Consider the following 12203-nt stretch of genomic DNA (forward strand, 5'->3'; position numbering starts at 1 on the left):
AAATGGCAGGGGCGAACTCCCCGATTACTACGACTGCAGAAGCTTAGATTGTACCCGGCGATTCCGGCATAGGCCGTTGCCAGATCGGCTATGGCCGGGGGTATGCGGCGCGGGGCAACTGGCGGGCGGTGGGGCGGTCGACACAATACCGGCCGTCCCGGCCGCGGAGGATCAGCCCCGGCGTTGGCCGCACATGCCGAGCAATACGGCGTAGGATCGTTGAATGCCCGCCATGCGGGCACCCATGGGCAGTGGCGGGGCTACGTAAGCTCGGTCTGAATCAGGCGCTTTTACGCAACTCGTCGTAACGGCGGGCCACGCTTTCCAATTTCACGCCGTCGCTCAATACGTCTTCCAGTTCGCTCGCGATGAATTGCTCGTAATGGCGACGCAGCACGCTGTCGGTCGGGAGCGGAAAGCTCAGGGACTCGATCAGGGACTTTATGTGCGTCTGAAAATGCCGTCGCAGCACGGAGTCTTCAGGAACGCCGAGGTGGGAGGCAGGGGGGGCCGAGGACGTCGGAGCATGGGCCGTGGTCGTCGATTCGACTGGCCCCGGTTCGATCACTGCGCGTTCGACAAGCGATAGGCGCCGGCTCAAGGCGGTTTTTCGGTGTTCGTCGTAGATGCGAATAAGGTTTTTCAGTTTCGAGTCGTCGCTCAAGACGGCTTCCAATTCGCTGGCTACCGATTGTTCATGATGGCGGCGCAATACGCTGTCGGTCGGGCGCTGAGCACTGACCTCCTCGATCAGGTATTTCAGGTGAGCGAGATAATGCCTTTTCAGTACGGAATCTTCCGGAGTATTTGAGGAATCCGCTCTGCTTGCCGCAGTAGCCGGGAGGTCGCCGGTGGAATGGCGGCGTTCCAGCACCAAATCTCCTGCAATGGCCCCGCCTACGGTTTCGCCGGCCGGCGAACCCTGAGTATCGGCGGAGATTTCATCCGGAATGAGTTCACCGGCTTGCTTTTTCCGTAGGAAATAAAAAAGCACCAGAAATAAGGCGATCGCGACAAAGAAATACTGTAAAAAGCTGGAATGCTCGGCTTGCATGACGATATTCACCCCGTAATGATGGAAAGAAAGACGCGTTGTTGCATGTAAAGTGCCGGGCACGGTTTCCGTGTCGGCGACCCTCTCGGTTTATATCCTTCCCTTCGATGTCATGGAACCAAGCCGGTCCCCATCCTCCGTCGAAACCGCATGGAGTGCACACTACCGCAGGTGGACCGGCTTAGTCTGAACCGCTATTTTCACGACGGCAAGCGCAAACTTGACCCGCCATGCGGGCACGCTCATGGGCGACTTTACTTGCCGAACGCCGGGTTCGGGCTGGTTTCGAAAGATTTCGACTTTCGGGAATAAGGAAAAAGCCGGTGTAGTTCCTGAGAGTAAATTGTTTATCCACCGGTGAGATGCCTGTCGCCACGCCGAACTCCCGCATACGCCTCATTCGGTCCTGATTCGGCGGGACAGGGAATTTTCGTGCGTGCGAATCGAAGATTCCCGTATACTCGCGCCTTACGGCTACTAGCGAGTTAAACTCCGGCGACATGCTGTTCACATCCCGTTTCCTGCTCATCGGCCTGCTGGCGCTCATGCAAATGTTCGCCCCGCTGGTCCATGCCCATAGTGGCGGGGCAGGCGTGACGGTGGGTTTTCCTCACCTGCCCGAACTGGAGGTCCTGTCGCGGACTTCCCCCGCGGGAATCGAAATCGGCGCCGACCGGGGTATAGCGGAGTTTGTGATCGGTCTCGCCCCGGCTCTCAAGTCGGACGGCGACGGGCTAGCGCCCGGCCCCGGTAGCGATGCGCCGGCCGTCCTGCCAGACCGCATCCGCGTGAGCCCGACGTCGGCGCAGACCGTTTCCGTCGTTCACGCCACGCAAACCGGCCAGCGTGTCCGGTACGCCGCCTCGGAGCCGCGCGGCCCTCCCAGGACTACTCTCACCCATTGATGTCAGTCCGTCGCCCGCCGTCTTTCGCGATGGCGGGGGACGTATGCCCGGATCGCGCGCCCGGCGAGGCGCCGCGATGCCCACCCGTGGAGAGTTCTCTATGTCCGCCCCAATCCGAGTGGCCGCCCTGATCGGCCTTTGTTGTCTTTTCGGCCCTGTCTTCGCCGCCGAGGACCTACGCTACGTCGACCATTACGACGAATTGCGGTCCGATCCCAAGCTCAGCTTGCAGCAAGTGGTCGATGCCACTTTCCAACAATATCCGCAAGGTGCGGTGATCGCCGCCCTGCAAGACGAGGCGCAGGCCTTGCACCGGCGTAGCGACAGCCTGGTGGCCGGCTACCCCATGGTCTACCTGCAGTGGATCAACGATGCGCCGTTCAACGACCGGGGGCGCAACGAGATCCAGACCGGCTACCAGATTCCCGTGTGGATGTGGGGCCAGCGCGCCGCCAGCCGCAACGTGGCCGGCGAGGCCGAAAAGGGTGCCCGGCGCTTTGCCGATGCGGTCAAGCACGAGGTGGCCGGCCTGGTCAGGGAGACTTTGTGGAACCTCGCGCTGGTCGAAAACCGGCACGAGCTGGCCCGCAAGGTCTACGAGGTGTCCGAACAGACTCTGCATGCTGTCACGCGGCGGGTGGAGCTCGGCGATCTGGCCCGCACCGATCAACTGATGGCCGAGAGCGATCTGCTGGACAAGAAAAACCTGCTGGTGCTGGCCGAGGCGGAGGTGATGCACGCCCGCAAGGCCTATCAGAACCTGACCCGCATGGAACGCGCTCCCGCCGTGTACGACGAGCATAAGAGCCCGCTGCACGAAATCGCCGAACAGCATCCGGCGGTCGCCGCCGCCAATGCCGTGGTCGAGCGCGCGCAAGCCGAGGTGGAATTCACCCGACTTTCCAAACAGGGCAACCAGCCCTCCATCCTCATCGGCTCCCAGCACGACCGGGGCGCGCGCGGCGAAGGCTACGACAACGGCACCAATCTGGTCGTGCAGATTCCCTTTGGCGGCGAGGCCTGGAACGCGCCCCAGGTGGCTGGCGCCAGCCTCACGCTGAATCAGAAAATCGCCGACCGCGGAACCCTGCTGCGCCAGCTGGAAAAAGCTTTGCACGAAGCCCAGCACAATCTGGAAGTGGACGAGAAGGCGCTGGAACTGGCCGGCCGGCGCCGGGAAATCGCCGAGACCCATCTGCGCATGAGCAAGCTGGCCTTCGAGGCCGGCGAGATACCGCTCATCGATTATCTGAAGATCCAGGCCAACGCCCAGGCCGCCATCCGCGATGCCGCGGAGCGGGCGATATTGCTCAAGCGCGATACCGCGTTCTACAACCAGGTCGTGGGGGTGATGCCATGAGGATGTTCAAGCTGACGATACTCGCCTGGCTGGCGCTGGGCGGCTTGGCTCAAGCGCAGGATAACCTGCTCAAGATGACGCCGGAGCAGTCCCAGCACATCGGCATCAAGACCTTGAAGCCTCAGGTCACGCACCAGATGCCGTTGGCGCGCGCCCCGGCCCGGGTCAGCCTGCCGCCGCAGAACGAGCAGACGGTGGCCGCGCCGGTGGCCGGGTTCGTCGACAAGATCGAAGTCGCGCTGGGTGTGGAAGTGCAGGCCGGCCAGACGCTGGCGCAGATCCGCAGCGCCGAACTGCTCGCCCTGCAACGCGCCGCCCTGGATGCCGACACCCAGTTACGCCTGGCCGGCGCCAAGCTGAATCGCGACAAGACCCTGCTGGCCGAAGGCATCATCGCCCACATCCGCTACGAGGAGACCCGCGCCGATCACGAACGTTATCTCACCGCCCAGAAGGAGGCCGACCAATTGTTGACTTCCGTGGGCATGAGCGCCGCGGAAATCCGCACCCTCAAGCGCAACCACAAGCTGGACGGCACATTGACGGTACATGCGCCATTCGCCGGGGTGATCCTGGAACGCTTGGCCGCCCCCGGCCAACGCGTCGACCTGCTGGCACCCTTGTTCAAGGTGGGCAAGCTGGACGAATTGTGGCTGGAGATCGATATGCCCATGGAGCGCCTGGCGGAAGCACGAGTCGGCGACTCGGTGGCCATCGAGAACACCGGCTTGAACGCACATATCACCCACATCGGGCAGGCCATCAACCCGGCCAGCCAGAGCGCCCTGGTCCGCGCGGTGGTGAGCGGACGCACCGATGCCATCAGGCCCGGCCAGCACGTCAACGTGCAGCTCATGCACGCCAGCAGCGACGATTTGTTCCGTCTGCCGATAGGCGCGCTGGCCAGCCAGGAAGGCAAGGACTATGTCTTCGTGCGCGTATCCGGCGGCTATGCGCCACGCGAGGTGAGCGTGGCCAGCAAGGAGGAGCGTGAGGCGATCATCCATGCCGGGCTCAAGCCGGGCGATGAAGTGGTGGTGCAGGGCGTGGCCGCTCTCAAGGCCAGTTGGGTCGGCATAGGCGGGGGGGGCGATTGAGATGGCCGGCCTCATTCAATTCGCGCTCACGCAGCGCCTGCTGATCCTGCTGCTGGTCTTCCTCCTGGCCGGCGGAGGTTATTACGCCACCACCACCATCCCCATCGACGCATTTCCCGACGTCTCGCCGACCCAGGTCAAGGTCATCGTCAAGGCGGCGGGCATGACGCCCGAGGAAGTCGAGGCGCGCATCACCGCGCCCATCGAGGTGGAGTTGCTGGGCATCCCCAAGCAGACCATGCTGCGTTCCATCGCCAAATATTCGCTGACCGACATCACCGTCGATTTTGAGGAAGGCACCGACATCTACTGGGCACGCCAGCAGATCGCCGAGCGCATCAACGGGGTGTGGGGCAGCCTGCCCGAAGGCGTCGAGGGCGGCATCGCGCCCATGACTACCCCGTTGGGCGAAATGTTCATGTTCACCGTCGAAGGCGGCGAACTGAGCCTGATGGAGCGGCGCAACCTGCTCGACTGGGTCATCCGCCCGGCCTTGCGCACCGTGCCCGGCGTGGCCGACGTCAACACCCTGGGCGGCCTGGCGCGCAGCTACGAGGTGATACCCGACAACGGCCGATTATCCGCGCGCGGCATCAGCATCCAGCAACTCACCGAGGCGCTGAAATCCAACAACCGCAACGACGGCGCCGGGCGTTTGACGGAGGGTGAGGAGTCGCTGCTGGTGCGCGCCGAAGGCCGCATCCAGACACTGGATGACGTGCGCGCCATCGTCATCGCCAGCCCGGACGGCGTCGCGGTGACCGTGGGCGATGTGGCCGAGGTGCGCATAGGCGCGTTGACCCGCTACGGCGCGGTGAGCCAGAACGGCCAGGGCGAGGTGACCGAGGGACTGGTGCTGAGTCTGCGCGGAGCCAACGCCCGGCAGGTGGTGGAGGGCGTCGAGGCCAAGCTGGAGGAAATCAAGCCGGCCCTGCCCGAAGGCGTGAAGGTCGACGTGTTCTACAACCGCGGCGATCTGGTCGGGCGGGCCGTGCACACCGTCAGCAAGGCCCTGGTGGAAGCGGTGGTGCTGGTGTTGGTGCTGCTGATGCTATTCCTCGGCGAATGGCGCGCGGCCCTCACCGTCGCCTGTTCGCTACCGCTGGCGGCCTTGTTCACCTTTATCATGATGCGCTGGTTCGGCATGTCGGCCAATCTGATGAGCCTGGGCGGCCTGGCCATCGCCATCGGCATGCTGGTGGACGCCGCGGTGGTGGTGGTGGAAAACATCGCCACGCAACTGGGCGACGCAAGCAAGCACCATAGCCTGCCGCGTTTGCACCTGATCTACCGATCGGTACGCGAAGTGGCCGCGCCGGTGACTTCCGGCATACTCATCATCGTCATCGTCTTCCTGCCGCTGCTGACCCTGCAAGGCTTGGAGGGCAAGCTGTTCGGGCCGGTGGCGCTGACCATCGTGTTCGCGCTCAGCGGCTCGCTGCTGCTGTCGCTGACGGTCATCCCGGTGCTGGCCTCGTTTCTCTTGAAAACGATGTCGCACCAAGAGCCCTGGCTGCCGCGTACCCTGCATAGTCTGTACGAGCCGGCGCTGGACTGGTGCCTGCAACATACCCGCGTGGTGCTTGTCACCGCCGGCGTGCTGCTGGCCATCACGGCCGTGATTTATACCCAGATCGGCAAGACCTTCATGCCGACCATGGACGAGGGCGACATCATCGTGCAGGTGGAAAAGCTGCCGTCCATCAATCTGGACCAGTCGGTGCGCCTGGACGGCCGCATCCAGGAAGCGATCCTGCAGCACGTGCCGGAAGTCACCCGTGTGGTGGCCCGCGTCGGCGCCGACGAGATCGGCCTGGATCCCATGGGCCTGAACGAGACCGACACTTTCCTCATCCTCAAGCCGCGCGATGAGTGGCGCATGGACAGCAAGGAAAAACTCATCGAGGAGATCCGCAAGGTGATAGCAACCGTTCCCGGCATCGCATTCGGTTTCACCCAGCCGATCCAGATGCGCGTGACGGAAATGCTCACCGGCGTGCGCGGTGACGTGGCGGTCAAACTCTACGGGGCCGATCTGGCCGTGCTCAACGCCAAGGCGGAGGAGATCGCCGCGCTGCTGCGCACCATACCCGGCGCGTCCGACGTGTTCACCACCCGCAACGAGGGCATGCAGTATCTGCAACTAAAGATCGACCGCCTCGCCGCCGGCCGCTTGGGCCTGGACGGCGACCGCTTGGAAGAGATGCTGCGCGCCCAGATCGAGGGGCTGAAGCTGGGCATCGTGCAGGAAGGCATACGCCGCACGCCCCTGCTTCTGCGTGGTGCGGGCGATCCGGCCAATTTCTCAGGCTTGCAGGTGAGTTTGCCCAACAATCAGCGCGTGCCGCTGTCCGCCGTCGCCAAGATCGAGCGGGTCGAAGGCGTGGTGTCGGTCGCCCGCGAACGCGGCCAGCGTTTCTCCGTGGTGCGCAGCAACGTGCGGGGCCGTGACCTGGTCGGTTTCGTGGCCGACGCCCGCGCCGCGGTGGAAAAGAACGTCGAACTGCCCAAGGGCTATTACATCCAGTGGGGCGGACAGTTCGAGAACCAGCAACGCGCCGCGGCACGTCTGGCCCTGGTCATCCCGGTCTCCATCGGCCTGATCTTCCTGCTGCTGTTCACCACCTTCGGCTCGGTGAAACAGGCGGTGCTGGTGCTGTCCAACATCCCGCTGGCGATGATAGGCGGCGTCGTGGCCTTGTGGATCTCCGGCGAATACCTGTCGGTGCCGGCCTCGGTGGGCTTCATCGCCCTGCTGGGCATCGCGGTGTTGAACGGCGTGGTAATGCTGAGCTATTTCAACCAGTTGCGCGCGCTGGGCATGGAAATCGGCCGGGTGGTGGTGGTCGGTTCGCTGCGCCGGCTGCGGCCGGTGATGATGACCGCCAGCATCGCCGCCTTCGGCCTGATACCCCTGCTGTTCGCCACCGGGCCCGGCTCGGAGATCCAGCGTCCGCTGGCGGTGGTGGTGATCGGCGGCCTGGTCACCTCAACGCTGCTCACTCTGATACTGCTGCCGATACTCTACCGGCGTTTTGGTTGAAGCCAAGCCGGGTGGCCTGTCTGCCCGGCACTTAGTCGAAAAAGAAAGCATATGACGGCACATAATCTGATTACACTCACCGTCTCGCCCTCAATCGAGGAAGCCCTGGTCGACTGGCTGCTGGGCCTCGAAACCACGCGCGGGTTCACCAGCTTTCCGGTTCATGGCCATTCCAGCCAGTTGCAGGGGCTCAGCCTGGCCGAGCAGGTGGCAGGGCGCAAGAAGCAGGTACGCTTCCAGATCCACCTGCCGGAAAGGGAGACTGCCGAATTCATCGCGCGGCTCCAGCAGGACTTCCAGGGTACCGGCCTCCATTACTGGATTTCGCCAGTCACGGAAAGCGGCCACCTTTGACTGCCGGATCAGTCGGCGAAGCCGTACATGTCGAGCAGATAGCGGATACACGACAGGGCCTTTTCATCGATGTTCAGTAGCCTGAAACCGCTGTCGAAAAACTCGGGATTAACGTCGTTGCCGCTCCATAAACATTCGGCGTCCAAATCCAGGCGGCCGTGGGGGAACATTTCGGCGGGAAGCTCCATGCGGAGATGGTAAAGATTGCCGACCCCCAGCTCATGCTCGCTCACCAGCATGACGCCTTCGGAAGTGATGTCCACCAGGTTGCCGACCGGCACGCCGGTTTCCCGATCGAACACCCGCAGATAAAAGATCAGATGGCGGCGCGGTATTTTTCTTTGGTTCATCTTCTTTCCCTCTCATACCCGTGGTATCTGCCTGCCGTCCGAGCTGGGCGGCTCAAGCCCGGGGGCTAGCCGGTCGACTTGATTGACGAATACGCCGCCAAAGCCTCTTCCCGACTGTGCTTCAAATCGACGACGGGCAAAGGATAGCTCACGCCCAGCCGCACGCCGGCGGCGTTGAGTATGCCCGCAGGCGCCTCCCAGGGGTGGTGAATATAAGCGGCCGGAAGGTGCGCGAGTTCCGGCACCCAGCGGCGCACATAGTTGCCTTCGGGGTCGAAACGCCGGCCCTGCAGTACGGGATTGAAGATGCGGAAATAAGGCGCGGCATCGGCACCGCAGCCGGCGGTCCATTGCCAGCCCAAGGTGTTGTTGGCGAGATCGGCGTCGACCAGGGTGTCCCAGAACCAGCGCGCGCCTTCCAGCCAGTGGATGCGCAGATTCTTGGTCAGGAAAGAGGCGACGATCATGCGTACCCGGTTATGCATCCAGCCCGTGTGCCACAGTTCGCGCATGCCGGCGTCGACCATAGGAATGCCGGTGCGGCCGCGCTGCCAGGCTGCGAGCAAGGCAGGTTCCGGCGCGGCCCAGGGAAACGAATGAAAGCGCGGGTCCAAGGATTCCGAAGCGGTCTGCGGAAAATGGTATAGGAGGTGATGGGCGAATTCGCGCCAGGCCAGCTCGCGCAGATAAGAGTCCGCGCCGGCGCCGATGGCGCCTCGCGCAGATAGCGCCTGGATGATCTGGCGCGGGCCGATCTCGCCGAAATGCAGATGCGGTGAAAGCCGGGAAACACCGTCGAGATCCGGCCGGTCGCGCGCGTCGTGGTAGTCCGTCAGGGCGGAATCGAGAAATGAGGCAAGCCGGTTCAGTGCGGCTTCCTCGCCCGGTCGCCAATGTTCGCGCAGGCCATCGTCCCAGGCGACGCGCGGCAGTAGTTCGAGTTCCTCCAGAGACAAACTGGCCAGATTTTCAGGCACCGATGGTAAAGCGGCCGGCGCGGTCAGGAGGGTCTGGCTCAAGCCCCGGGCCTGCAAGGCTTTCCAGAAAGGCGTGAAAACTTGGTAGGGTCGATCCCGTCCGTGCGTGATCTGCCAGGGCTCGTACAATAACGCGGCGTTGTAGGTATGCACGATGCAGCCATCCGCCCGCAATTCGCGCTTGAGCTCGCCGTCGCACGCGATAGCGGCCGGCTCGTAACGCCGGTTCCAGCAGGCCCGCCGGGCGCCGGTTGCGGCCAGCAATTCCCGCAAGACAGTCAGCGGCGGCCCGCGCCGGACGATCAGCCGTGAACCGAGGGCGCGCACAGAACCATCCAGGGCGGCTAGGCTGTGATGCAGCCACCAGCGGCTCGCCGAACCCTCCGGCCAGTCGCCGCCGGCTTCGGGATCGTGGATATAAACCGGGATCACCGGCCCGGCCTCCACGGCCGCGCACAGGGCTGGGTTATCGGCTAGCCGCAAGTCGCGGCGGAACCAGAGCAGGGAAGTCACCATGAGCGGTCCTTTTTACGGCGCAGTCTATCGGCTTTCGTCTCGGCGTGTTTCCAGTCGAGCCTGAACTTTGACGTCGGGCTAGGCTCAAAAGTGGGCAGCAACCCGCGGGAGGACCACAGCGATGAGCCCCAGCCTTGGCATTTTCGCCGCCGCGGTGCGCACGGCGCCTGTGCCATAGAAATTCCCTGAAGGAGATCGCCCATGCATTTCTTGATCACCGGCGGTACTGGTTTCATCGGTCGGGCGCTGTGCGCGGACTTGCTCGCGCAAGGGCACGAATTGACGGTGCTGAGCCGGCAGCCATCCGAGCGAGTGCGCGGCGTGTGCGGGCCCGTCACCCCTCTAGGCTCGCTGGATCTGATCTGCGACGACGCGCGCTACGATGCCGTCATCAATCTGGCCGGCGAACCGATCGCCGACTCGCGCTGGACGGCGGCGCGCAAGGCCCAGCTTCGCGCCAGCCGGGTCGACGTCACTCGGGAACTGGTGGGCCGTTTGGCCCGGTTGCGACATAAGCCGGATACATTGCTCAGCGCCTCGGCGATCGGTTACTACGGCGACCAGGGCGATACGCCGCTGGACGAATCCAGTCCACCGCATGTCGAATACACCCATACCCTATGCCTGGAATGGGAGGCCGAGGCGCGCAAGGCCGAAACGCTGGGTATCCGCGTCTGCGTGCTGCGCAGCGGGCTGGTCGTCGGCCGCGACGGCGGGTTCCTGAAAAAAATGCTGCCGCTGTTCCGGGCCGGTCTGGGCGGGCGCATAGGCGACGGCAAGCAGTGGATGAGCTGGATTCATCTGGCTGACCACATCGCCATCCAGAACTTCTTGTTGAAAGATCCGCAACTTTCCGGCGCATTCAATCTGACCGCCCCCGATCCGGTCACCAATGCCGAATTCACCCGCATCTTGGCGCAAAGCCTGAAGCGGCCGGCCGGCCTGCCGGTGCCCGCCGCCATGCTGAAACTCATGCTGGGCGAGCTGGCGGGTCTGTTGTTGGGCGGTCAGCGGGTGCTGCCCGAGCGTATTCTCCGGGCGGGCTACGCGTTCCGTTTTCCGCATTTGCAGCCGGCGCTGGAAGATGTGTTGCGGCCGTGAATGCTTGGTTCCTGCGCATCGGTGCCGTCCTGCTGCTGCTCGCCGCCCTTACCCGCTGCGGCGCCACGGAGGAGGGATTTGCCGCCGTGCACCAGGTGGTTTCCGATCCGCTCATCCTGCATCTGGCCGGGCCGTATTATCTGGCCAAGGAACGCAACGGCGACCTGCTGCTGATCGAACTGGATGCCAATAACGAGGTGGTGGCGGTCAGCACCTTGTGGTGACTTAGTGAGCCCTGTTGAAGCGTAATATAATTTCGACACCGTACCATTCTGCGCGACCGCGACATAATTACCATCATCATGCGGACTCCCTTTTTTCTCGCCCTTCTTCTGACGGTGGCCGCCGCGGGTTGCGGCTCGCCCGAATCTCCCACTCAAACCCCTCTGGCGGACCAAGAGAGCCTGGATGCACAAGGAGACGCGGGTGGCGCGCAGATGAAGAGCCGAGGGGTGCGGCTGCGCCCCGAATCACTGCCTTATATCTCGGTCACGACCATAGAGCCCAAGCCTTTCGCGGGTGCGATCAGTGCGCCGGCGCACGTGGATTTCCGGGCCAAGGCCATTTCTTCCGCGGGCACGGTGGTGGCCGGCAGGATCAGCAAAATACACGTGCAGGTGGGCGACAAGGTCAAGGCGGGCGACCCGCTGGCAACTTTGGCGAGCGCGGAAGCTGCGCAGATGCGCTCGGATTTCCTGCGCGCCAAGGCGGAACTGGAGCGCGAGGAAAACCACTATCGCCGCCAGGAAGAAATGAAACGCACGGGGGTTGGACTGGAAATCGAGCGCCTGGATGCGGAAGCGCAACGGGACGAAGCCCGCGCCGATTACACCCGCAGCCTGGAAGCCTTGCGCATGCTCGGCGAGGGATCCGGCGAAGAGGTCATCGTACATGCCCCTGTGGCAGGCACCGTGCTGAAAGCGAATGCGGCGGTCGGTTCCGCCGTCCAGCCGGGCGCGGCCCTCTTCGATCTGGGTGAGTCGTCCGCTCTTTGGATCATCGCCGACGTTTTCGAACGCGACCTGCTGCTGGTGGAAAAAGGCTCTCGAGTCACCATCGATATCCCCTCTCTGGACCATCCCATCACGGGCCATGTCGTGGGCGAAAGCGCGGCCATCCAGGCCGAGTTGCGTCGCGCCTCGGTGTTCATCGAAACGGACAGCGCCGAGGTGCCGTTGCGGCCGGGCATGTTCGCCCGCGTGTCCATACAGGCCACCGCGCCCAAGCAAATCGTGCTGCCGACTTCGGCCGTGCTGATCAAGGACGGCAAGCAAACCATCGTCTACGTGGAAATTGCCGAAGGCCTGTTCGAGCCCCGCAACGTGCTGGTCGGTCAGGCGCGCGAGGGCATGACTCCGGTGCTGGAAGGTTTGCAAGGCGGCGAGCGCGTGGTCGTCAAGGGCGCTTTGCTGATCGACGCCGAAGCCGCCATGCTGCTCTGATCGG

The 12203-nt window shown here is 63.7% G+C and carries 11 protein-coding genes; 8 read left to right on the plus strand and 3 right to left on the minus strand.

Annotated features, from left to right (window positions below):
- Window positions 1–280: 280 nt before the first annotated feature.
- Window positions 281–1054 carry a hypothetical protein gene (locus JWZ97_RS15500; RefSeq protein ID WP_205431056.1) on the minus strand — a complete coding sequence of 258 codons (774 nt, stop codon included), beginning with the start codon at window positions 1052–1054 and terminating at the stop codon, window positions 281–283.
- Between the two features lie 500 nt (window positions 1055–1554).
- Here JWZ97_RS15500 and JWZ97_RS15505 point away from each other — a divergent pair, with 500 nt between their 5' ends.
- The 5 genes from JWZ97_RS15505 to JWZ97_RS15525 all read left to right on the plus strand — a co-directional run bounded on the left by JWZ97_RS15505 (window position 1555) and on the right by JWZ97_RS15525 (window position 7813).
- Window positions 1555–1959: a hypothetical protein gene (locus tag JWZ97_RS15505; RefSeq protein WP_205431057.1), complete on the plus strand. Its 405-nt coding sequence runs from the start codon at window positions 1555–1557 to the stop codon at window positions 1957–1959.
- Window positions 1960–2059: 100 nt separating this feature from the next.
- Entirely contained in the window at window positions 2060–3319 is a 1260-nt protein-coding gene (locus tag JWZ97_RS15510; protein WP_205431058.1) for a TolC family protein, read from the plus strand.
- The gene (locus tag JWZ97_RS15515) at window positions 3316–4416 is read left to right on the plus strand and encodes an efflux RND transporter periplasmic adaptor subunit (protein WP_205431059.1); all 1101 of its coding nucleotides are present in this window, start codon (window positions 3316–3318) and stop codon (window positions 4414–4416) included. Before JWZ97_RS15510 ends, JWZ97_RS15515 begins: the two co-directional genes overlap by 4 nt.
- A gap of 1 nt (window position 4417) precedes the next feature.
- Window positions 4418–7459, plus strand: a complete 3042-nt coding sequence (locus tag JWZ97_RS15520; protein WP_205431060.1) for an efflux RND transporter permease subunit — start codon at window positions 4418–4420, stop codon at window positions 7457–7459.
- Between the two features lie 51 nt (window positions 7460–7510).
- Entirely contained in the window at window positions 7511–7813 is a 303-nt protein-coding gene (locus JWZ97_RS15525; protein ID WP_205431062.1) for a DUF3240 family protein, read from the plus strand.
- A gap of 8 nt (window positions 7814–7821) precedes the next feature.
- On the opposite strand, the gene JWZ97_RS15530 is transcribed toward JWZ97_RS15525, so the two are convergent.
- Together JWZ97_RS15530 and JWZ97_RS15535 are read right to left on the minus strand one after the other, a co-directional pair.
- Window positions 7822–8163, minus strand: coding sequence for a PilZ domain-containing protein (locus tag JWZ97_RS15530; protein ID WP_205431064.1), 342 nt, complete (start codon window positions 8161–8163; stop codon window positions 7822–7824).
- Window positions 8164–8228: 65 nt separating this feature from the next.
- A complete protein-coding gene (locus JWZ97_RS15535) occupies window positions 8229–9656 on the minus strand; it encodes a deoxyribodipyrimidine photo-lyase (RefSeq protein ID WP_205431066.1) in 1428 nt (475 codons plus the stop codon).
- Window positions 9657–9857: 201 nt separating this feature from the next.
- Between JWZ97_RS15535 and JWZ97_RS15540 the strand changes: the two genes are divergently transcribed.
- The 3 genes from JWZ97_RS15540 (at window position 9858) to JWZ97_RS15550 (ending at window position 12199) form a co-directional block, all read left to right on the plus strand.
- Complete coding sequence (locus JWZ97_RS15540; RefSeq protein ID WP_205431068.1) at window positions 9858–10757, plus strand: TIGR01777 family oxidoreductase; 900 nt, start codon at window positions 9858–9860, stop codon at window positions 10755–10757.
- A complete protein-coding gene (locus JWZ97_RS15545) occupies window positions 10754–10981 on the plus strand; it encodes a hypothetical protein (RefSeq protein ID WP_205431070.1) in 228 nt (75 codons plus the stop codon). The genes JWZ97_RS15540 and JWZ97_RS15545 overlap by 4 nt, the downstream gene beginning before the upstream one ends.
- Window positions 10982–11059: 78 nt before the next feature.
- Window positions 11060–12199 (plus strand): efflux RND transporter periplasmic adaptor subunit, encoded by a 1140-nt coding sequence (locus tag JWZ97_RS15550; protein ID WP_205431072.1) that lies wholly within the window; start codon window positions 11060–11062, stop codon window positions 12197–12199.
- Window positions 12200–12203: the final 4 nt, after the last annotated feature.

This window comes from Methylococcus sp. EFPC2, from assembly GCF_016925495.1.
GTDB lineage: Bacteria > Pseudomonadota > Gammaproteobacteria > Methylococcales > Methylococcaceae > EFPC2.